Raw genomic sequence first — 21,350 nt, forward strand, 5'->3', positions numbered from 1 at the left:
TCCTATTCCTACCTTTGGAAACCTACACTTCTTCCAGCAGCGAGGCACTGAACTCCACTGCATAGCGTTTAGTATCATGGAAGCTCCAGTCGTAATTAGCTGTAATCCATGATTGCAGTACATCAATATAACGGTCTACTTCCCGTTGTAACGTTGGCTCATATACCGGTAACTTTTTTTTCAGGCTTTCGAACAATTCCACTTCCATATTATGCATACGGGCGGTTTCCTGCATGGCATCCATAAAACCGTAGTGATGTTCGTGTTTTAGTACCAGCACCAGGTTGTGTACATCGCCCTGCTGCAATTCCTTAAAGCAGGAAAACAGGTCGTTAGCCCAACACACAATATTGTTGCAGGCCAGCACCATACGGGTTATCACGGGGTGTTGCAATACTGCGTCAGGCAGATAAATCTTTTCAATGATCTCAATAGCTTCTACATCGGCAAACAGTGCTCCGGTATAGGGGCGCATTTTCACATAATCCTCCACCGTGGGGGTACGGTGTTGGGCGCGGTTATTAGCCTCCCATAAACAGGATTCAAAATATGCTTCAATGCTGCGGATGAAGCGGGGACGCCATTCCAGGCGGCTAATGCGCAGCATGCGCTGCCAGATGTCGCTGAGTGAGGCAGCCAGGTTACCATCGTTCTCCAGGGTGGCTACTTTATTTTCGTAGAGAATGGTCATGAGCTGGGCGGTAATGCTTTGCAAGTATTCGGCTTGCTGCCCTAAATCGGCTTCGTCACATTGGTCGTCCAGCATAAACAACCAGGTATTAAAGTCGGCGATCACGCACAGCTCAAACAGGTCGGCATGTGGAAAGGCGCGGGCTGCCAGCCAGGGAAAACGGGCGCGTTCAAAGCGGGCCGCCGCCTTTGGGGTGGAAAGCAGATCGAACTGCTGTACCCATGCAGTGGTGTGCGCATTGGCCTCGTGCACAAAATTATTGATCAGGGAAGGAAATGGATAAGAGATCTTTGGGAAATTGAGAACGTTCATGTTGTGTATTTTTAAAGGTTACATTAAAGGGAATAAACAAAATTGCAGCGTGCTAAGGGATACTTCGGGTTATTGATTTTAGTAATATGCAAGCAGGAAGAGACAACGACTTACGTTTAAGTTTAATGGTGTAGTGTAACAATTAATGGCATGCGAATGTGTTAATTATGATGGTGAAATAGAAAAAAGAACCTACTGGTTAGTCCTGCAGGAAAATAATGATGGTCGTGTAATATGCTGCAGACCGGCAGGGTAGGAGTATGGAGTTAAGCCACACGTTATTTTTATTGGTTGTGTGTTGTAAATGGTAAGTTTTTAATTTGATGGAACTTGCACTGGTATTTGAGTATTTAGGTAACTTTTTAACATGGGATAAGCCAGGTGAAACCAACTGGTAAATGTCTGTGGCATCGTATCCAGCAAATAATCTATCTCGGGCATGGATAAGAAGCGGCAATCGGCTACCTCACCGGCGTCGGGCTGCAAAGGGCCACTATAATGGCCCAGCAATACATGATCAAATTCATGCTCTGTAAGCCCATTATCGAAAACCGTGCGATATTGGAAAGAAAAAAGAGGCGTAAGGTAGCAGTCAATGCCCAATTCTTCCACCAGCCGGCGGTGTGCAGCAGCTTCTACGGCTTCGCCGGGTAGTGGATGGCTGCAACAGGCATTGGTCCACAAGCCACCAGAATGGTATTTATGCAGGGCGCGCTGTTGCAATAACATTTCATGATGCTCGTTTAGAATAAATATAGAAAATGCCCGGTGCAGCAATCCCCGCTGGTGCGCTTCCAATTTTTCCATGGTTCCAATCTGGCGGTCCTGCTCATCTACCAGGATGACGTGTGGCAGGTATATCATGTGTTAAGTGATTTAAGTCGGTGTTGCAAACGAGCCGCCATCTTTGCATGTTAGGCGTATCGGGCTACTGTAAATAGTTGAAAATAACAAAATTGTCTGGCATCGGATGTACAACGTTCCTTCGTTTTTCGTCTCTATATTCGGATAAAAGTGCTCCATACAATGCACCTAACCCTGGTTTAATAACAAACATTTGAATATTGCGGGCATGTTATGTGTCTCTTTAATAAATATACGAATTATGAAATTATTTTTTTTGCTAAAAAATGTTCTGTTCTAGCTGATTTATTTCATGAGAATTTTATCTTGAGCAGCAGCGCTGCAATTCCATTGCCGCAGCTATTTTGCGGTTATACCCATTTTAGTAAAGAATTGCTAAGGGGAATGAATGGGCTTAAAAAAAGCTTATTCAACTTGTAGGCATGTCAACAAAGCGGCATTTTCTAAATATAATTATGACGTTTTCACGGGAGGCTGGTTTTAGGGAAGCGTGCTACGTTGCTGTACTTTTCTATTCCTTTCACGCTCAACATCTTCTCAAATTAGATGTTATAACATTTGTTTGTTTATATCTTCCCTATCCTGTAATTTTGCTAACGGTGTTAGGTAAATTGACCCGCTATAAAAATGGGTATAACAGGTCGAAAAAAGCGACAAAAAACAGCCGTTCGTGCAGCCATCCTGCAATAGGCCTGGGAGCTGGTCCGGAAAGAGGGCTGGTAGTCTTTATCCATTCGTAAAATTGCCGTTGCCATTGAATACATTGTACCTGTCATTTACGATCACTTTAAAAATAAAAATGATATTCTGCTGGAATTTGTGAAAGAAGGTGTTCAGGGCTTGCTGGACGCGCTGTGTCATGTGCAGCAGCAACATGCCGACCCGAAGCGTAAATTGAAACCATGGTGTATGCTTATTGGGAGTATGCATTGGCCAATAAGGCGCATTATCAGTTAATGTTTAGTGTAGGCATGAATACTTGTGATGCCTTCCAGAAAGTATCACAGCTTTGCGAAACAGGCCAGCTCATAGAAAGCACTATCGAGGGCGTAGTGGCCCGGAGCAGTCACCCGGCAGACACGGTTATAAAGTTCCAAGTGTTTGGGTCTCTCCTGCACGGTATTGCCGCTGCCAGTATTATGGATCATTTGTTTGCGCCTTATGGCAAAAATGGCGATCAGGTTTTTGCAGACATTGTGCAGCATTTTATTCGGGGTTTCAAAGATTAGCTGTGACGCTTATAGCATATTTTTTGGGCGCACGCTATTCGTTGCACGTCATCATCTTAAATTGGATGCGAACGGTATTAGTTAGGATATCTAAACTATGTAATTGTATAAAAGGATCTAATTGTTAGCTGTAACCATGGTGAATGCTTTGGTTACGCAACACACAAACCAATATAAAACGTTTAAAAAAGTTAAATTAGCATGAGCATTATTAATTCCCTCCAGTGGCGTTACGCTGTGAAAAGAATGACCGGCCAGAAAGTAGAACAGGAAAAGGTGAACGTTGTACTGGAAGCTGCCCGTCAGGCGGCTAGCTCTATTGGGCTTCAGCCTTTCAGTGTGATCGTGGTTAAAAACGAAGAATTGCGTAAGCAGATTGCTCCCTTAGCTTACAATCAACCGCAGATTACCGAATGTTCTCACTTGCTGATTTTCGCAGCCTGGACCGATATGTCCGAAGCACAGGTAGAGGAATATATCCAGCAGATAGCTGTTGAGCGCGGCGTTCCCCGGGAAGCCCTGCAAGGTTTTAAAGACACCGCATGGGGTGCAGTAGCTGGTAAAACACCCGAGCAACGATTCGAGTGGTTTGCCCGCCAGGCCTACATTTCCTTTGGTACCGCTATTGCCGCCGCTGCTTACGAAAAAATAGACTCCTGCCCTATGGAAGGTTTTAATGGCCCCGCTCTGGATACCCTGCTGGGCCTGGATAAGAAAAATTTGCGCTCGGTAACATTACTGGCGCTCGGTCATCGCGACGAAGTGAACGACAAGCTGGCTGGTGCTGCAAAAGTGCGCCGTGCGAAGGAGAAATTTATCATTGAATTGTAGTAGGGAAGGAGTGGTTATTGCACAAGCATTTATTCGTCAAACAGGCAGCAGCCCGGACTAGCCATCACAAGAAAGCTAGATGTAGCATTAACGCAGTGGCATATACGAAACGTGAAATAGAAGTGCAAGACGGATACTCTTAACGGTTACTATAAAAACGAAAACGCCCGGAAAGAATTCCGGGCGTTTTTCATTTTCATTTACCAATTTCAACATAAAGCGTTTACTGGTTCAGTACAATACTTCTGCTTTAGTGGCTTTTGGAAAAGGAACACCTTGCAGGTGATACATGATGCTGAGGTATTTATGTGTAAGGTATTTCAAATTGTGTTGCTCAAAGGCGAATTGATAGGCTATGCGCACCTGTTCTTCGCTTATCCGGGGCTTGGTGAGTAAGGTATGGATGCCTGCGGCGAGTGCCTTGGGCGATTTAACAGGACATAAGATGCCGCGTCCTTCGCCCAGCAGGTCTGGTAGTCCACCAGCATTTGTGCCCACTACGGGAACTTTGTACAAGAAGGCATCAAGCACGCTGCTTCCCAGGCCTTCCTGTTCAGAGCTCATCACAAATACATCCAAAAGGGTAAACACATCTTCCACATTATCATGGAAGCCCATCAACTTGTAATGGTCCTGTAGGCCCAGTGCGGCAATGCGCTCCCGCACGGGAATTTCTAATGCGCCTTTACCAAAGTGAAGGAAAACAAAATCCTTTCGTTTAGCAGCTAATTCAGCAATGGCGTCCACCATGGTAAAAGGATCTTTATGATCTACCAGGGCTGCCGTGGTACCTAATATTTTAGTGGTGGGTGCCAGCGGAAGGTTTGCCAGCAGTTGAATAGCCCGGGAGGCATTCAATTCTTTTTTGACAATAGCGCTGGAAATAACGGTGACGTTTTCCACGCCAAAGTCTTCCAAAATGCGCTTTATGGCAGTGCTGATAGCAATCACCTTATCCGTAAGCCGGTACTTGAGACGTGTAAACCGGCCATGGGGTACAAAATCTACCCGCCGCGTGAACACGATCTTTGCCCGGTGAAAAGGTTTGGCCAATACAGCATAGGTTAGTATATGAGAAGTCTGCACATGCAGGATGTTGTAGTGACGTCCATAGCGCATTAAAAAGTACAAAATGCCAAAAATATTTGCAAACGCATAAGTAGTAAAACCGGCCTCCCTGGCCTTTTCTTCAAGGGCGCAATTTTTGCGGCAAAGAAGCGAAACGCCTATGCCGGCATCTGCAAAGCCGGTCATATTATAAAGTGTCTGACGTTCTCCTCCTCGCCATCCACGTTCGAAGTTCAGCTCAAGAATACGTAAAGGTTTAATTCGCATGTAACAATATTTTAGGCGCTCGACAGGTTGAAAGAATATAGATTAGACGCATAAATTATGCGAAGTTTAATAGGTTTTCTGCATGCTTAACAGTAAATAACATTAAATAACAGTACTACTGCAATTTACGGTATTAAAGTCTATTGCTTACCTTTATGTTCATAAATAGACCGGCATATTGAAACACCTGGCAGCACTTAATAAATATTTTATAACCTACAAATGGCGGTTCCTTCTGGGGCTCCTGTTCACGGCCATTTCCATCGTATTCAGCATATTTCAGCCCATCATGGTCCGGCAGATCTTTGACCTGCTGGAACAAAACCTTAACACCTATGGCCTGGTGAGTGATACCAAGCTGCGCGGCGCGTTCCGGAACGACTTTACCGCAGTGCTGGCTTTTTATGGGATTATCATCCTGGTCTTTGCCTTGCTCAGTGGCTTTTTTATGTTTCTGCAGCGGCAAACCCTGGTGGTGATGTCGCGCTTTATTGAATATGACCTCAAAAATGATGTTTATGAACATTACCAGCGTTTGGACCTTAACTTTTTCAAAATGCATCGCACGGGCGATCTGATGAGCCGCATTACAGAAGACGTATCACGGGTACGTATGTACGTGGGGCCAGCGGTAATGTATACCACGCGTACTTTAATTATGCTTGTGATCATCGTGTATCTCATGCTGGAAGTAAATCCCATGCTTACATTGTATACTTTGTTTCCTTTACCCATCCTGGCTATTACTATTTATTATGTAAACCATATCATTCACCAGAAAAGCGAGCGCATTCAAGCGCAGTTGTCCGGTATTACCAGCATCGCACAGGAATCCTATTCAGGTATCCGGGTAATTAAATCCTATGTACAGGAGGATAATACCGTCAATTTTTTTGATAAGGCAAGTGAAGATTATAAGCAAAGCTCCATTAGCCTGGCCAAAACCGATGCCATGTACCAGCCTGCCATGGCTTTAATGATTGGGTTGAGTGTTATCCTGACCATCTTTACCGGAGGCCTCCAGGTTATGAATGGTACTATTACGGTAGGCAATCTCGCCGAATTCGTGATATATGTGAACATGCTAACTTTCCCCATTTTCTCCATTGGTTGGGTGGCATCTATGGTGCAGCGTGCCGCAGCTTCACAACAACGGCTAAACGAATTTCTTCAAATACGACCGGATATTAAAGACAGTCCCGATGCACAAGCTGTAATAATAAAAGGAGGTATAAGGCTGGAAAATGTATCTTTTACCTACCCACATACTGGCATTACAGCCCTGAAGCACTTTAACCTATCGATTCAGCCCGGCCAGAAAGTGGCAGTGATAGGGCGTACCGGCGCTGGCAAATCTACCCTGGCCCAATTGCTGATACGCATGTACGACCCGCAGGAAGGACGTGTGGAAATAGATGGGCTAGATATCCGGGGTATTAAGCTGGAAAGCCTCCGGGAGCAAATCAGTTATGTGCCGCAGGATGTTTTCTTATTTTCCGATAGTATCACCAATAACATTCGCTTTGCCCGCCCCGATGCAGACATGGAAACGGTAAAACGTGCTGCCCGGCAAGCTTCCATTGAAAAAGACATTACCCAGTTCCGGGAAGGTTTTGATACGATGATCGGAGAACGGGGGGTAACGCTCAGCGGTGGGCAAAAACAGCGTATCTCAATTGCCCGAGGCTTATTGAAAGATCCGAATGTAATGGTTTTCGACGACTGCCTGTCTGCCGTAGACGCCAAAACCGAAAAAGAAATTATTAGCAATCTGTATGATTATCTCCAGCATAAAACGGCTATCATCATCACCCACCGCATCTTTACATTGTTTGAATTTGATAAGATCGTGGTGCTGGATGAAGGGGCCATTGTGGAGGAAGGTACACATGAAGAATTATTGTCATTAAACGGTTATTATGCGAACCTCTATGCCCGCCAGCAATCTGGCGAGGAAGACATAGTAATGGCTTCATAATGAGTAGCTTAATATAGCCATAGTCGTGAGTTTCAGCCCTGCCTAAATCATTTCCTGATACTATTGAAATTTATTTTGATATTTAGAAAACAATAGTATATTTGTTCCTTATAGAAAACAGGATTTGATTCGTTAACACTTAAATCATTCACACTGTGGCGTACGAAAACAACAATCAGCAGGAAAGAAACAATGATAGCATCTTTTCCAAGCGATTGAAGGCGGGTAAAAGAAGGACTTACTTCTTTGATGTAAAAACTACTCGGGGCAACGATTACTTTCTGACCATCACAGAGAGCAAAAAACGCTTCAACGACAATGGTTATGACAGGCACAAAGTGTTCTTGTATAAAGAAGACTTTAACAAGTTCCTGAATGCGCTGACAGAAACTATCAATTACGTTAAAACGGAGTTGATGCCTGATTTTGATTTTGACGCTTACAATCACGATTATTCCCGTGACGAAGACGGAGAAGAAGGGTCTGAAGTAGCGGATAACATAGAAGCCGATGTAGAAGTAGTTACTGCCGCCACAGCAGCACCTATAACAGCCGAAGTATCCAGCGCCGTTCCGGCATCTATAAGCACGGAAGACGTGGATAAATGGTAATGACTATGTACTAAAAATTTACTTTATTGAAAGGAAGCCTCCGGATTTTTTCCGGGGGCTTTTTTTGGCTTTTTATTTTTTGCTGAACGTGTAGTCGTGAGGGTCATATTATATTAAGTGGGAATGATTATGTTTTATTTACCCGTTAATTGCGTATAGTCATGCACGTTGTAATAGTTTATAGAGAAATGCCATTGTGCAGCCGCTACAATATTAGTAATAAAAAAGCCGCAGACATTCTTGTATTGTTTGCGGCTTTTAAATGAAGAAATGAGCATACACTATTTACGCAATTGCTTGAACGCATTGATCAGCCCATTGGTAGAAGAATCGTGATTGGTAACCGGTGTGTTGTTCTGAAGCTCTGGTAGGATACGGCCAGCCAATTGTTTGCCCAGTTCCACACCCCATTGGTCAAAAGTATAGATGTTCCAGATAACGCCCTGCACAAAAATTTTGTGTTCGTATAATGCTATGAGTGAACCCAGGCTTCTGGGGGTAATCTCTTTTACCAGAAAAGAGTTGGTAGGACGGTTGCCGGTAAATACCTTGTAAGGAAGCAGTTCCTTAATTTCTGCTTCACTCTTGCCGGATTTTACCAGTTCTGCGCGCACTTCATCTTCCGTTTTGCCATTCATCAAGGCTTCAGTTTGGGCGAAGAAGTTAGACATCAGTTTTATATGATGATCGCCAACTGGGTTGTGGCTGATGGCGGGCGCAATGAAATCGGCCGGTACAATACGGGTACCCTGGTGAATGAGTTGATAAAAAGCATGCTGGCCGTTTGTACCAGGTTCTCCCCACACGATAGGTCCCGTTTCGTAAGTAACGGAATGCCCGTTACGATCTACGTATTTGCCATTACTTTCCATATTGCCCTGCTGAAAGTAGGCGGCAAAACGATGCATATACTGGTCGTAAGGCAGGATGGCTTCTGTGCCGGTGCCGAAGAAGTTGCCGTACCACAAACCTACAAGGGCCATGATCACGGGGATATTTTTTTCGAAGGGCGTGGTTTTAAAATAATTGTCTACCGCTTCGGCACCTTTTAGTAGCGCTTCAAAGTTGTCGTATCCTACGGTGAGTGCAATGCTCAGGCCAATGGCAGACCATAGGGAGTAACGGCCACCTACCCAATCCCAGAACTCAAACATATTGGCCGGGTCAATGCCAAAGGCGGTTACATCCTTTTCATTGGTAGAGAGGGCGGCAAAGTGTTTGGCAATATGAGCGGGATCTTTAGCAGATTGCAGGAACCATTCGCGGGCTGTATTGGCGTTGGTCATGGTTTCCTGGGTGGTGAAGGTTTTGGAGGCTACCAGGAAAAGAGTCTCTTCAGGTGTTACCTTCTTCAATGTTTCTACAATGTGGGTACCATCTACATTAGATACGAAGAAAGGTGTAATACCCTTGTTAGCATAGGCTTTCAACGCTTCGGTAACCATTACCGGGCCAAGGTCGGAACCACCGATACCAATGTTTACTACATATTTAATAGGCTTTCCGGTATAGCCCAGCCATTTGTGGCTATGAATGTTTTCGCAGAATTTTTTCATTTTCCCGAGTACAGCATGTACATCCTGGAGAACGTCTTTGCCGTCCAGCAGTACGGGTTTGCCGGAGAAGTTGCGGAGGGCCGTGTGCAGCACGGCGCGGTTTTCGGTAGCATTGATCTTCTCTGCCCCGAACATAGCGTCTATGGCGGCTTTCACATTGCTCTCAACAGCCAGCGCCAGTAAGGTATCCAATGTTTCCTGTGTGATCAGATTTTTGGAATAGTCGAACAGGATGTCTTCGAATTGCAGCGAGAACTTGGCAAAACGTTGCGGGTCTTCGGCAAAGAGGGTGCGCAGGCTGGCCTGTTTCATCGTCGCTGCTTGCTGTTGTAGCTTGGGCCAGGCTTTGGTCGTCGTTGGATTAATGCTTGGAAACATATAATGCTGTTTTTATTGTTCGAGTCTAAAAGTACGGCGTTTCGCGATTGGAAACCTATAAAAAATTTCGATCTGCCAAGCCATGTGCTGTCAGGGTTTTCCAATGGCGTTGGCGGAAAAGCTGCCAGATAATAGCTACTGCCACCAAACCAGCCAGGATAAAGCAGGTTTGAATGATGGGTACGCCCCATTGTAATCCTTCGTTCTGCCTTTTGGCAATGATGCCAATAAAAGCCCAGATGGTGACCAGTGCATACGGCACATTGTTGTGCAATAGGAGGAAGTAGGCCGTGAGTGCGGTACCCAGCAGTAATCCTGCGATTGCGAACAACATTGGACCGGTGCCGGCCACGGGAATATCAAAATATGCCACCAGTTCCAGCAGATTGGCGATAAAGGCAATGCTGATCCAGCCAAAATATAAACCAAAAGGAATGAATACAAATAATTTTATAGGAAGGGGTGCATCTGGGGAAGCAACCTGGAAACGTTGCTGGATGTTCCAGATGGAATACCATAAAAAGCCCATGACCACAATGCTGAGCGGTAACCAGTTGTAATGCCAGGCAATAAGCCAGCCAGCATTGGCCATACAACTCCACAACCACCAGGTTTGTAGCCGCGTGGCCATGTGATTACGGGCGGCATCCCGGCCAGACTGAAAGGCTAGCCAGCACTGATAAATGCAGAAGCTTAATAACCCCAGATAAATTACACTCCAGATGGCAAAGGTGAAAGCCGCTGGTGTAAACAAGCTGGGATACTGCTGGGAAATCATGGCAGGCGTACGCCCATTAATTCGCCCGGAAGCCGCCATGGTATTCAGGACAAGTACAATAACAAAAGCCAATAGGTTAAAAACAGACAGATTTTTCTGGTGATAGGAAGATTGTGCCGGAGACATCATATTAGGACTGTTTTTATAGGATGCGACGGCAATGCATGCAACAAATTTCAGGCCCATTTTTTCACGTCCACCCTTCTGTGGAGTGTGTGTAAATAACCTTGATGGGGGGCGCCTTTTGCGCCCAGTAAGGCTGGTAAGTGCATGCCCGGCGCCGCCAGCCGGGGCTTGGTAAATATACCTGCATAATCGGGAAATATCCCTGCCTGACAACTGATAAACGGCATAACGGTATACCTATTTTTTGCCTACCTTTGCGCACTATGACAATTGAGCAACTTAAAGCTATAAGGGACCGTTTATATGTCCTGGGAGGTTTTCTTTAACGTCCCTGACCGAATAGCCAAAATTGAAAATGATAAGCAGATGACCCTGGCCCCCGGATTCTGGGATAATAATGAACGCGCCACTGGTATTCTGAAAGAAATTAAAGTCAATAAATTTTGGGTAGATCTTTACGAGTCGGTACAAACCGCCGTGGAAGACGCTGCCGTGCTGTACGATTTCCAAAAAGAAGGAGAGGCAACGGAAGAAGAAGTGAACGCCGCTTATGAGAAGGCCATCGCAGCGGTAGACGAGTTGGAGTTTAAATCCACCCTGAATCAGCCGGAAGATGAGATGCCAGGTATGCTCACGATCAACTCCGGGGCCGGTGGCACTGAGAGCCAGGACTGGGCAGAAATGTTGTTGCGCATGTATCGTATGTATGGCGAAAAGCAGGGCTGGAAAGTATCGGAAGTGGATGTGCAGTATGGAGAAGGGGCCGGCATTAAATCCGCTACCCTGGAGTTCGACGGCGCATTTGCTTACGGCCTGCTCAAAGCAGAAAGCGGGGTACACCGGCTAGTGCGTATTTCACCCTTCGACGCCAATGCCCGCCGACACACATCATTCGCCTCTGTTTTCGTATACCCCCTGGTAGACGATACCATTCAGATTGCCGTAAACCCGGCAGACCTGGTGTGGGAGTTTTATCGCTCGGGTGGTAAAGGCGGGCAGAACGTGAACAAGGTGGAAACCGCTGTACGATTGAAACATATTCCTTCCGGGATCATCATCGAATGCCAGCAGGCCCGTACGCAGGGGGAGAACCGCGAGAAGGCGCTCACCATGTTGAAAAGCCGTTTGTATGAAGAGGAAATCCGCAGACGGGAAGAACTGAAAAACGCAGCGAATGCGAACAAACGCAAAATCGAGTGGGGGAGCCAAATCCGTTCTTATGTATTCCATCCCTACAAAATGATCAAGGACCACCGTACCGATTTTGAGGTGGGCAACGTGGGTCCTGTGATGGATGGAGATCTGGGCGGTTTTATTAAGGCCTACCTGATGTCTGCCAAAGAAGAAGAGAAACAATAAACCGCAGATTTTTTTCCAACCAACCAATTACTACAACAAGATCTATCATGCATAACGCTTACTTCGACTTTCCAGCACCGGCCAATGAACCTGTGTATGCATACGCGCCGGGCAGCCCGGAAAAAGCTGCATTGAAAAAACAACTGGCCGCCTTTAAAGCCTCCCAGGCAGACATCCCGATGTACATTAACGGGCAGGAAGTACGTACCGGCAAAACAGTGGACCTACATCCGCCGCATGAGCATCAGCATAAACTGGGTCACTTTCATTTTGGGGATGCCAGTCATGTAAACAACGCGATCAAAGCAGCGTTGGATGCCCGTGCACAATGGGCTGCCACGCCTTGGGAACAGCGGGCTTCCATCTTCCTGAAAGCCGCCGAACTCGCAGCCGGCAAGTACCGGTATCACCTGAATGCTGCCACCATGCTGGGGCAGGGAAAAAATGCCTATCAAGCAGAAATTGACAGTGCTTGTGAATTGATTGATTTTCTCCGCTTCAACGTTCATTACGTAAGTGAAATATACCGCCAGCAACCCGTCAGCTCCGCCGGCGTGCAGAACCGCGTAGAGTACCGTGGCCTGGAAGGTTTTGTATTGGCTATTACGCCGTTCAACTTTACTGCCATTGCCGGCAACCTGCCCGCATCTGCTGCCTTGTGCGGCAATGTAGTGGTGTGGAAACCCGCCGAAACGCAGGTTTTCGCTGCCTACACCTTTATGCAGATTTTATTAGAGGCCGGTTTGCCTGCAGGGGTTATTAATCTCATCTATGTAGATGGCCCTGTGCTGGGCGACGTGGTGTTTAAACATCCTGACTTTGCCGGCATTCACTTCACCGGATCTACCGGCGTGTTTCAACAATTGTGGAAAACCATCGGCGAAAACATTCACCGTTATAAAACCTACCCGCGTATCGTTGGAGAAACAGGTGGGAAGGATTTTGTGGTAGCCCACAAATCTGCTGATCCCGCTGTGGTGGCCACCGCACTGGCCCGTGGCGCATTTGAGTACCAGGGGCAAAAATGTTCCGCCGCCTCCCGCGCTTATTTGCCAAGCAATATTGCCCCGGTGGTAAAAGAATTATTGGTAGCTCAGTTAAAGACCATGAAAATGGGTTCACCGGAAGATTTTACTAATTACATTAACGCGGTAATAGATGAGCGTTCTTTCAATAAGATCACCCGATACATTGACCAGGCCAAACAGGCGGAAGGCGTGCAGATTATTGCCGGAGGTAATTACAATAAATCTGTAGGTTATTTTATTGAGCCTACCGTAATAGAAACCAAAGACCCTAAGTATGTAACGATGTGCGAAGAGATCTTTGGTCCTGTACTTACCATTCACGTGTACGATGAAAATAAATTTGAGGAGATATTGGAAGTAGTAGATAGCACCTCGCCTTATGCCCTTACCGGGTCTATCATAGCTCAGGACCGTTACGCCATTAACCTGGCCACGGATCGCCTGAGCAATGCGGCAGGCAATTTCTACATTAATGACAAGCCTACCGGTGCTGTAGTGGGCCAGCAACCTTTTGGCGGCGCCCGTGCATCTGGCACCAACGACAAGGCTGGTTCTGCCTTGAACCTGCACCGCTGGATGAGCGCCCGTGCCATTAAGGAAACACTGGTGCCGCCTACAGATTACAAATATCCCTTTATAACAGAGGCGTAACCTGATTTTTAAAATACAGCGGGAAGTGGTTATAACAACTGCTTTCCGCTTTGTGTCACCATTATGGAACAAAGCTCCCCGGCATCATCCACGGCTGCCGCTGTGATTAAAGAATATTTTCTTTATACCCGCCGCACTAATCTGGCGGAACTGGAACAGCGCCTGCTGCAAAAAGGCGTACCCGCCACCGAGGCCGCACCTATGGCCTTGGATGCGTACCGGCAATTCTTGCAAAGATTGTTGCGCGTGAATATCGTGACCTTCGTGCTAATTATTTTGGTGCTGCTAGTAGATATACTGCTGCTGCCCAAAATATTTTCACAAACCGCCCCCATGTCTACCCGGATTATGGTGTATGGCATCATTTTATTTTCGAGTGTGATATTGGTAAGAGGGTTAACCAAGGCACTGAAACTTTTTTCGCTAAAAGAAGAGATCACCGCGTTCCGCGAGTTACGCAACTTGTAAGTAGCTGTATAAAGAAAGGGCTTTATGATCCATGCACCAGCATTGACCTTAAAGCCCTTTTCCCGTAATGATTAGGGTAGTTGTATGCGTGTTATTGCATTTTTTTCAATGCAGCCAATGATTCCTCCACATGCTGGTCGGCTTTGGTCATTGAATTGAATGTATGCACCACAACGCCATTTTTATCCACGATATAAGTTACCCGCCCAGGTATCATCATCGTCTTAGGCACGCCAAACAACTTGCGTACTTTATTGCCAGGATCGGACAAGAGCGTAAAGTTTAGTTGGTGATGGCTGGCAAATTGTTGGTGGCTCTTCACATTGTCGCCGCTAATGCCAATGACCTTTGCCCCATACTGATTAAAAGATTCATAGGCATCGCGAAAAGAACAAGCCTCTTTGGTACAGCCGGAGGTTTCATCTTTAGGATAAAAGTAAATCACCAGCGGATACTTACCAATCACCGTATCAATGCTAAAAGATTTGCCCTCCTGATCTTGTAAGGTAAAGTTTGGCACTTTATCGCCCACCTTAATTTCCTGTGAATAGCTCCTGCTACCAAATAGCTGCAATATTGCCATGATCATCCCTATTTTAAGTAAACTTTTCATATAATAATTATGAATTATGAATTATGAATTAGGTTGTAGAGAATGCTTAAGTGTATGTACTAAAATTGTTTTGCTTACAATCATCATAATCTCTCTCCATATTTATCTCAGTATAAGCCTAAAGTAGCAAATAAAAGCTACAAACACATCTTAAAAAATTCATAATTCATAATTCATAATTCATAATTCATAATTCATAATTAATTAATCTTTCTGCCGGAGAGGAGGTAGAGTGCTGCCATGCGGATGGCTACGCCGTTTTCAACTTGTTGTAGAATGATGGATTCGTTGCCGTCTGCTACGTTGGAGTCTAGTTCTACGCCGCGGTTGATGGGACCGGGGTGCATGATGATCACCTCTTTTTTGAGGCTGTTCAGCAGTTGGCGGGTTACGCCGTAGGCCAGGGAGTACTCGCGCAGGGAGGAAAACAATGGCATATTCTGGCGTTCCAGTTGTATGCGCAACACATTAGCCACGTCGGCCCATTCCAGGGCTTCGCGTATGCTGTAGGTCACGTTTACGCCCAGGGCGTCTGCCAAATGTTTGGGAATAAGGGTAGGAGGGCCTACCACTGTTACTTCGGCTCCCAGTTTCTTAAGGGCGTAGATATTGGAGAGGGCCACACGGCTGTGCATAATATCGCCGCAAATGGCTATTTTCTTACCCTCCACGCTGCCCAGTTTTTCCCGGATGGAGAAGGCATCCAGCAGGGCTTGGGTAGGGTGTTCATTAATGCCGTCGCCGGCATTCACGATAGGTACGTCGATGTGGCGGGACAAGAAATGGGGTGCGCCGCTGGCTGAGTGTCGCATCACCACCATATCTACCTTCATGGAGAGGATATTGTGTACCGTATCGATCAGGGTTTCGCCTTTAGACACAGAGGATCCAGAGGCGGAAAAATTGATCACATCGGCGCCCAGCCTTTTTTCGGCCAGCTCAAAGGAAATACGGGTGCGGGTAGAATTTTCGTAAAATACATTGACGATCGTCGTGTCGCGCAGGGTCGGCACCTTTTTAATGGGCCGTTGCAACACTTCTTTAAACTGGTCTGCTGTTTGAAAAATCAGTTCAATATCCTGACGCGTCAGATCGCGTATACCGAGTAAGTGTTTAACAGAGAGTGACATTAAGCTGCAAATATAGGATGAAATTGCAAATCACAAGTTTTCAAATCCGGAAATACTGGCCGGGAGGACTACTTGAAGGTTTGCCTTATTCCAGCACCACCTCATCCCGCCCATCGCGCTCGGTCCAGAGCACCCGTACATTTTCGGTGATGATGGCATCTACCGTGCGGCCCACATAATCTGCTTGTATGGGCAGTTCCCGGCTAAACCTGCGGTCTATCAAGGCCAGGAGTTCTACGGAAGAGGGTCGGCCAAAGTCCATCATAGCATCCAGCGCGGCACGGGTACTGCGTCCGGTATAAAGCACATCGTCGATCAGTACCACTCTTTTATTTTCTATGGTAAAGTTAATGGCAGTTTCGTTGGGCACCAGGATGCTCTTACCTTTTTTATTAAAGTCGTCGCGGTAAAAAGTGATATCGATCTTGCCGTACTGAATATTGGTCCCGGGCAGCAGGGTTTTAAGTTTGGTATAAATATGATTGCCCAGCCACACCCCCCTGGGCTGCAGACCTAGCAACACCGTGTTTTCAAAGTTCAGGTGATTTTCTATCAATTGATGACAAAGCCGGTCTACGGTGATCGATAATTGCTTTGCTGTCAGAATGGTCTTCAAAATAATTGATTTAGGCCCCAAAAATAAGGCTAAATGCTTGGATTGTTAAGCGGGGAAAGCATAGAATTATAGGCAATGGTTATCCTGGCGGCCACCATTTAACCATTTAAGTGTTTCTCCATATAATTAATTCCTATTTTTGAAGCATTGTAAAATCAGCGCATGTTTAGAAAGATCATCGTTTGGGCATTGGCAGGGTTCATAAGTGGGAGCGTATGGGCGCAGCAGCCCACCATATATAATGCAGCAGATATCCGGCTGCAACTACATAAATTAGATACCCTGGGCAGTGTACTCTATTTTGCCGCTCACCCGGATGATGAAAATACCCGGCTGCTGGCCTTTTTGGCCAAAGGAAACCTGTATCGCACGGGTTACATGGCCCTGACACGGGGCGATGGGGGGCAAAACCTGATAGGCAATGAACAGGCAGCACTGCTGGGCCTCATCCGTACCCAGGAATTGCTGGCTGCCCGCCGTACCGATGGCGCCGAGCAGTTTTTTAGCCGGGCCAATGATTTTGGTTTTTCAAAAAATCCTGCCGAAACATTTACTTTCTGGGACCGTGAAAAATTATTGGGTGATGCCGTGTGGGTGATCCGCAACTTCCAGCCCGACGTGATCATCTGCCGTTTCCCACCCGATAGCCGTGCGGGGCATGGGCACCATACCGCATCGGCCATGATCGCTGCCGAAGCCTATACCGCTGCTGCCGATCCGGCCCGTTTTCCTGAACAACTGCTATACGTAAAACCCTGGCAGGCCAAACGCCTGCTGTGGAACAGCTATAACTTTGGCAATCGTGACAAGGTCCATGATGGCCAATTTACCTTAAACGTAGGCGTGTTTAACCCTTTGTTGGGCAAAGATTTTGGAGAAATAGCCGCCCAAAGCCGTTCCATGCACAAAAGCCAGGGCTTTGGAGTGTCTGCCAGCCGGGGCGATGCGTACGAATATTTTCAAACGGTACAGGGCACTGCGCCACAAGGTAGCTTGCTGGACGGCGTGAATACCACGTGGACCCGCATAGCCGGAGGCGAGTCCGTAGGCAGGCTGGTAGACCAAGCCATTGCCAATTTTAAGGACGAAGACCCTGCTGCCACTGTGCCTATCCTCATGGCTATACGAAAAACATTGCAGGCAATGCCTGGCGGTTATTGGCAACAGCAAAAATTAAAAGAAACGGAGCAGCTTATCCTGGCCTGCACTGGCACCTGGCTGGAAGCCACCAGCGAAGATGCTACAGTAGTACCGGGGCGCGATATGGTGGTGCAGGTGCAGGCCATGAACCGTAGTACGGTACCCATGGAACTGGAAAGTATAACGCTCACCGGAAAGGCCATGGTCAAAAAAGAATCCATGGAACGAAACAAGCTAATATCGCTGCCATTTAATCCCCTCATACCGGTTAATACGGCCACTACACAACCTTACTGGCTGGCCTTGCCGCATCCCCTGGGTATGTACGATATTGCCGATCAGCAAATGGTGGGACGCCCGGAGAATGTGGCCCCGCTACAAGCCGTTTTCCAACTAAAGATCGCCGGCGAGTCATTTACCGTGAGCAAGCCCATTCAATATAAATTTACCGACCCAGTGAAAGGGGAGATCTACCAGCCCCTGGTGGTGGCGCCTCCTATTACCGGCAACCTGGATAACCAGGTGATCATCTTCGCCAACGGTGGTACCCAGCCCGTTACAGTGAAGCTCAATGCCCATACCGATGGCGTAAAAGGCTCAGTGGCCCTGCGTTTGCCAAAGGGTTTTAAAGCAGTACCCGCGTCTATTCCCTTTGACCTGAAAGCAGGGGATGAAAGCCAGGTATTATTTAATGTAACGGCTACGGATATACGTAGCAAAAACCAGGCGGATACCCTTACCGTTGTGATGAGTACCAACGGTCAGGAATATACGCAGGGCATTACCCAAATACATTACGACCATATCCCGGACATTACATTGTTTCCGGCTGCTACGGCCAAACTTGTATCTGTAAACCTGAAGCATAACGGCCAGCACCTGGGTTACATTCCAGGCGCCGGCGATATGGTGGCTGCTTCGCTGAAAGCGGTAGGATATGACGTAACCATCCTGGATGAAAAGGATATATTAGGCGGCCACCTACAGCAGTATGACGCCATCATCACCGGTGTGCGCCTTTACAACATGCAGCCCCGTATGAAGTACTGGCAGCCGGCGCTGATGGATTATGTGCAGCAGGGTGGTACCTTGCTGGTGCAGTATAATGTGAACAGCGAACTGACTACTCCCAATATGGGCCCTTATCCTTTCAGCCTGAGTGGGGGCCGGGTGACAGATGAAACCGCCCCGGTGCAATTCCTACATCCGTCAGACGATGCCCTGCATTATCCCAATGAGATTAGCCCCGCTGATTTCGATGGCTGGGTACAGGAGCGGGGCCTGTACTTTACCACCAATGTAGATGGGCAATACACCAAAGAATTTGCACTACACGACAAAGGGGAGGGCAGCCTGGACGGATCTACACTGGTGGCCCACTACGGTAAAGGCAAGTATGTATACACCAGTCTTGCATTCTTCCGGCAGTTGCCGGCTGGCGTGCCGGGCGCTTACCGCTTGTTTGTAAATCTAATTTCTACGAAAAAATAAATCCTGCATTTGCATATGGCAAGGCAAAAACCTAAGGAAAAAGAAGTAGACCGGTCGCGCCTGTCGATCACCGCCGTGTTTTGTATCATTCTCGGCGTATTGCTGGGCGTGGTCATTGAGCGGGTACACATCGGTTTGATGATTGGCATCGGTATTGGGTTGCTTACGGGCAGCATGTGGGCAAAGAGCCGGGATTAATAGATAGGAAGGTAGCCTGCTTGCCTGAGTACAAGCAGCGACAACGTAAATTTTACCTGTATTTTTTTGAATGCCCCGGATTTCCGCTTCCGGGGCTTAATACCACGATATGCCTGCAAATGATTTACCTCCGGGAGAAAAACCTCCATTGTTTCCGCGCTGGTCTTACTGGTATGTGTTGCTGGTGCTTAGTCTGGTTGCCATCATTCTATTATGTAACGTTTTCACCAAAGCATTTTCATGAGTGGGTTAGATTGGGTGGTATTGGGTATTACGCTAACGGTCATCATATTGTACGGCCTGTATAAAAGCCGCGGACAGCGCAATATGAACAGTTATTTTCTGGCCAACCAGGATCTACCCTGGTATATTGTGCTGCTGAGCATTATTGGTACCCAGGCCAGTGCGGTAACTTTCCTTTCAGCGCCTGGCCAGGCTTATACAGACGGGATGCGTTTTGTACAATATTATTTTGGCCTGCCGCTGGCCATGGTGGTACTCTGCGTTACGTTTGTCCCCATTTTTCATAAGCTGAAAGTATATACAGCCTACGAATTTCTTGAGCAACGGTTCGATCTTAAAACACGCACGCTCACTTCCGCGCTGTTCCTACTGCAAAGGGGGCTGTCTACCGGCATTAGTATCTGTGCGCCATCCATTATTTTATCGGCGTTGCTGGGTTGGAATATTTACTACACAAACCTAATTATGGGTGGACTGCTCATTATTTATACGGTGAGTGGCGGCACCAAAGCGGTGTCTTACACTCAAACGGCCCAGTTGGTCATCATCTTCGCAGCCATGTTCCTGGCGGGATGGATGGTGGTGCATTTGCTACCGACTGGCATTGGTTTTAAGGATGCACTGCGGGTATCCGGCAAAATGGGCAAGCTCAATGTAGTGACTACCCATTTCGACTGGAAAGACAAATACAATATCTGGAGTGGTTTGATCGGTGGATTTTTCCTGGCCCTGTCTTATTTCGGCACCGATCAGTCGCAGGTAGGGCGTTACCTCACTGCCAGGTCTGTAAAGGAAAGCCGAATGGGTTTGCTGATGAATGGGTTGGTAAAGGTGCCAATGCAGTTTTTAATACTACTCATTGGCGCAGTAGTATTTGTATTTTACCTGTACTTCCGCGCGCCCTTGTTTTTCAATGATGCCCAGCTAGCCAAGGCCCGGAAAACAGAACAGGGGCCGGCCTTGGCGCAGATCGAAAAAGATTATGCCATTGTGGCCCGGCAGAAACAGGTACAAGTAAAAGCTTTATCGCAGGCGTTGGAAAACGGTCAGGCTGGTGATATTACCCTTACGCAACAGGCCTTACAGCAAAGTGACCGGCAGTCGGAACTGCTGCGCAACAAGGCCACCATACTACTGCAAGCCGCCGATCCTCATGCAGATACCAATGATACGAATTATATCTTCCTGTATTTCGTGGTAAACAACCAGCCCAAAGGCCTGGTAGGCTTGCTGGTGGCAATCATTTTCCTGGCCGCCTGGGGTAGCATCGCAGCAGCATTGAATTCGCTGGCATCTACCACGGTGGTAGATATCTATAGAAGGATGATACATAAACATGCGTCGGACCGGCACTACTTAAAGGCTTCGCAATGGTGTACGTTGGGATGGGGTTTTTTCTGTGTGGCGGTGGCGCAATTTGCGAGTAGTCTTGGTAGTCTTATAGAGGCAGTGAATGTGCTGGGGTCTTTGTTTTATGGTGTGATGCTGGGCATTTTTCTAATCGCGTTCTATTGCCCCCGGATAGGTGGCCGTGCTACATTTTGGAGCGCCATAGTGTCGGAGGTGCTGGTGATTACGGTCTTTAAACTGGAAATCGTATCCTTTCTTTGGCTGAATGTGATCGGGTGTGGACTGGTGATGGCGCTGGGCTTTGGTTTGCAGGTAGCCTTGGGGAGGCCGAAAGAGCGGGTAAGCAGGGGCGTGAAGTAACAGTTGGTTATGCA

18 protein-coding genes are annotated in these 21,350 nt (G+C 47.1%); 10 read left to right on the forward strand and 8 right to left on the reverse strand.

Annotated features, from left to right (window positions below):
* Positions 1–22 precede the first annotated feature (22 nt).
* Positions 23–1,003, reverse strand: coding sequence for a terpene synthase family protein (locus GA0116948_RS16255; protein ID WP_089714126.1), 981 nt, complete (start codon positions 1,001–1,003; stop codon positions 23–25).
* A 315-nt stretch (positions 1,004–1,318) separates the two neighbouring features.
* Positions 1,319–1,867 (reverse strand): isopentenyl-diphosphate Delta-isomerase, encoded by a 549-nt coding sequence (idi, locus tag GA0116948_RS16260; RefSeq protein ID WP_089714128.1) that lies wholly within the window; start codon positions 1,865–1,867, stop codon positions 1,319–1,321.
* Positions 1,868–2,769: 902 nt separating this feature from the next.
* Between idi and GA0116948_RS16265 the strand changes: the two genes are divergently transcribed.
* Positions 2,770–3,096, forward strand: a complete 327-nt coding sequence (locus GA0116948_RS16265) for a TetR-like C-terminal domain-containing protein (protein WP_089714130.1) — start codon at positions 2,770–2,772, stop codon at positions 3,094–3,096.
* A gap of 201 nt (positions 3,097–3,297) precedes the next feature.
* Complete coding sequence (locus tag GA0116948_RS16270; RefSeq protein WP_089714132.1) at positions 3,298–3,927, forward strand: nitroreductase family protein; 630 nt, start codon at positions 3,298–3,300, stop codon at positions 3,925–3,927.
* A gap of 231 nt (positions 3,928–4,158) precedes the next feature.
* Here the strand turns inward: GA0116948_RS16270 and GA0116948_RS16275 are convergent, their stop codons facing one another.
* The gene (locus GA0116948_RS16275; RefSeq protein ID WP_089714134.1) at positions 4,159–5,262 is read right to left on the reverse strand and encodes a glycosyltransferase; all 1,104 of its coding nucleotides are present in this window, start codon (positions 5,260–5,262) and stop codon (positions 4,159–4,161) included.
* A gap of 178 nt (positions 5,263–5,440) precedes the next feature.
* Here GA0116948_RS16275 and GA0116948_RS16280 point away from each other — a divergent pair, with 178 nt between their 5' ends.
* Both GA0116948_RS16280 and GA0116948_RS16285 read left to right on the forward strand, forming a co-directional pair.
* Positions 5,441–7,240, forward strand: coding sequence for an ABC transporter ATP-binding protein (locus GA0116948_RS16280; protein ID WP_089714136.1), 1,800 nt, complete (start codon positions 5,441–5,443; stop codon positions 7,238–7,240).
* A gap of 155 nt (positions 7,241–7,395) precedes the next feature.
* The gene (locus GA0116948_RS16285) at positions 7,396–7,851 is read left to right on the forward strand and encodes a DUF3276 family protein (RefSeq protein ID WP_089714138.1); all 456 of its coding nucleotides are present in this window, start codon (positions 7,396–7,398) and stop codon (positions 7,849–7,851) included.
* A 281-nt stretch (positions 7,852–8,132) separates the two neighbouring features.
* Here the strand turns inward: GA0116948_RS16285 and pgi are convergent, their stop codons facing one another.
* Both pgi and GA0116948_RS16295 read right to left on the reverse strand, forming a co-directional pair.
* On the reverse strand, positions 8,133–9,785 hold the full coding sequence (gene pgi, locus GA0116948_RS16290) for a glucose-6-phosphate isomerase (protein WP_089714140.1): 1,653 nt from the start codon (positions 9,783–9,785) through the stop codon (positions 8,133–8,135).
* Between the two features lie 55 nt (positions 9,786–9,840).
* Positions 9,841–10,692 (reverse strand): hypothetical protein, encoded by an 852-nt coding sequence (locus GA0116948_RS16295; protein ID WP_123891851.1) that lies wholly within the window; start codon positions 10,690–10,692, stop codon positions 9,841–9,843.
* Between the two features lie 260 nt (positions 10,693–10,952).
* Between GA0116948_RS16295 and prfB the strand changes: the two genes are divergently transcribed.
* The 3 genes from prfB to GA0116948_RS16310 all read left to right on the forward strand — a co-directional run bounded on the left by prfB (position 10,953) and on the right by GA0116948_RS16310 (position 14,195).
* Positions 10,953–12,048, forward strand: a protein-coding gene (gene prfB / locus GA0116948_RS16300; RefSeq protein ID WP_108675057.1) for a peptide chain release factor 2 whose coding sequence is annotated in 2 segments (ribosomal slippage) — positions 10,953–11,012 and positions 11,014–12,048 — 1,095 coding nt in all. Because the reading frame shifts where the segments join, the coding sequence is not laid out codon by codon here.
* Positions 12,049–12,095: 47 nt separating this feature from the next.
* Positions 12,096–13,727: an L-glutamate gamma-semialdehyde dehydrogenase gene (pruA, locus tag GA0116948_RS16305; protein WP_089714143.1), complete on the forward strand. Its 1,632-nt coding sequence runs from the start codon at positions 12,096–12,098 to the stop codon at positions 13,725–13,727.
* Between the two features lie 63 nt (positions 13,728–13,790).
* On the forward strand, positions 13,791–14,195 hold the full coding sequence (locus GA0116948_RS16310) for a hypothetical protein (protein WP_089714144.1): 405 nt from the start codon (positions 13,791–13,793) through the stop codon (positions 14,193–14,195).
* 91 nt (positions 14,196–14,286) lie between these two features.
* Here the strand turns inward: GA0116948_RS16310 and GA0116948_RS16315 are convergent, their stop codons facing one another.
* The 3 genes from GA0116948_RS16315 to pyrR all read right to left on the reverse strand — a co-directional run bounded on the left by GA0116948_RS16315 (position 14,287) and on the right by pyrR (position 16,554).
* Positions 14,287–14,808, reverse strand: a complete 522-nt coding sequence (locus GA0116948_RS16315) for a peroxiredoxin (RefSeq protein WP_240619243.1) — start codon at positions 14,806–14,808, stop codon at positions 14,287–14,289.
* 200 nt (positions 14,809–15,008) lie between these two features.
* Positions 15,009–15,938: an aspartate carbamoyltransferase catalytic subunit gene (locus GA0116948_RS16320; protein WP_089714146.1), complete on the reverse strand. Its 930-nt coding sequence runs from the start codon at positions 15,936–15,938 to the stop codon at positions 15,009–15,011.
* Positions 15,939–16,023: 85 nt separating this feature from the next.
* Positions 16,024–16,554: a bifunctional pyr operon transcriptional regulator/uracil phosphoribosyltransferase PyrR gene (pyrR, locus tag GA0116948_RS16325; protein WP_089714148.1), complete on the reverse strand. Its 531-nt coding sequence runs from the start codon at positions 16,552–16,554 to the stop codon at positions 16,024–16,026.
* Between the two features lie 162 nt (positions 16,555–16,716).
* Here pyrR and GA0116948_RS16330 point away from each other — a divergent pair, with 162 nt between their 5' ends.
* From GA0116948_RS16330 to GA0116948_RS16340, 3 genes are all read left to right on the forward strand, one after another.
* Positions 16,717–19,185 carry a PIG-L family deacetylase gene (locus GA0116948_RS16330; RefSeq protein ID WP_089714150.1) on the forward strand — a complete coding sequence of 823 codons (2,469 nt, stop codon included), beginning with the start codon at positions 16,717–16,719 and terminating at the stop codon, positions 19,183–19,185.
* Between the two features lie 15 nt (positions 19,186–19,200).
* The gene (locus tag GA0116948_RS16335; RefSeq protein WP_089714152.1) at positions 19,201–19,383 is read left to right on the forward strand and encodes a hypothetical protein; all 183 of its coding nucleotides are present in this window, start codon (positions 19,201–19,203) and stop codon (positions 19,381–19,383) included.
* A 240-nt stretch (positions 19,384–19,623) separates the two neighbouring features.
* Complete coding sequence (locus GA0116948_RS16340; RefSeq protein ID WP_089714154.1) at positions 19,624–21,336, forward strand: sodium:solute symporter; 1,713 nt, start codon at positions 19,624–19,626, stop codon at positions 21,334–21,336.
* The last annotated feature ends 14 nt before the right edge of the window (positions 21,337–21,350 follow it).

Origin of the sequence: Chitinophaga costaii, assembly GCF_900094705.1 — a bacterium.
GTDB classification, from domain to species: domain Bacteria; phylum Bacteroidota; class Bacteroidia; order Chitinophagales; family Chitinophagaceae; genus Chitinophaga; species Chitinophaga costaii.

What these genes read in the sequence shown, in the direction of transcription:
- GA0116948_RS16255 (WP_089714126.1), bottom strand. Translation starts at nt 1,003, where the DNA reads ATGAACGTTCTCAATTTCCCAAAGATCTCTTATCCATTTCCTTCCCTG.
- idi (WP_089714128.1), bottom strand. Translation starts at nt 1,867, where the DNA reads ATGATATACCTGCCACACGTCATCCTGGTAGATGAGCAGGACCGCCAG.
- GA0116948_RS16265 (WP_089714130.1), top strand. Translation starts at nt 2,770, where the DNA reads ATGGTGTATGCTTATTGGGAGTATGCATTGGCCAATAAGGCGCATTAT.
- GA0116948_RS16270 (WP_089714132.1), top strand. Translation starts at nt 3,298, where the DNA reads ATGAGCATTATTAATTCCCTCCAGTGGCGTTACGCTGTGAAAAGAATG.
- GA0116948_RS16275 (WP_089714134.1), bottom strand. Translation starts at nt 5,262, where the DNA reads ATGCGAATTAAACCTTTACGTATTCTTGAGCTGAACTTCGAACGTGGA.
- pgi (WP_089714140.1), bottom strand. Translation starts at nt 9,785, where the DNA reads ATGTTTCCAAGCATTAATCCAACGACGACCAAAGCCTGGCCCAAGCTA.
- GA0116948_RS16295 (WP_123891851.1), bottom strand. Translation starts at nt 10,692, where the DNA reads ATGATGTCTCCGGCACAATCTTCCTATCACCAGAAAAATCTGTCTGTT.
- pruA (WP_089714143.1), top strand. Translation starts at nt 12,096, where the DNA reads ATGCATAACGCTTACTTCGACTTTCCAGCACCGGCCAATGAACCTGTG.
- GA0116948_RS16310 (WP_089714144.1), top strand. Translation starts at nt 13,791, where the DNA reads ATGGAACAAAGCTCCCCGGCATCATCCACGGCTGCCGCTGTGATTAAA.
- GA0116948_RS16315 (WP_240619243.1), bottom strand. Translation starts at nt 14,808, where the DNA reads ATGAAAAGTTTACTTAAAATAGGGATGATCATGGCAATATTGCAGCTA.
- GA0116948_RS16320 (WP_089714146.1), bottom strand. Translation starts at nt 15,938, where the DNA reads ATGTCACTCTCTGTTAAACACTTACTCGGTATACGCGATCTGACGCGT.
- GA0116948_RS16330 (WP_089714150.1), top strand. Translation starts at nt 16,717, where the DNA reads ATGTTTAGAAAGATCATCGTTTGGGCATTGGCAGGGTTCATAAGTGGG.
- GA0116948_RS16335 (WP_089714152.1), top strand. Translation starts at nt 19,201, where the DNA reads ATGGCAAGGCAAAAACCTAAGGAAAAAGAAGTAGACCGGTCGCGCCTG.
- GA0116948_RS16340 (WP_089714154.1), top strand. Translation starts at nt 19,624, where the DNA reads ATGAGTGGGTTAGATTGGGTGGTATTGGGTATTACGCTAACGGTCATC.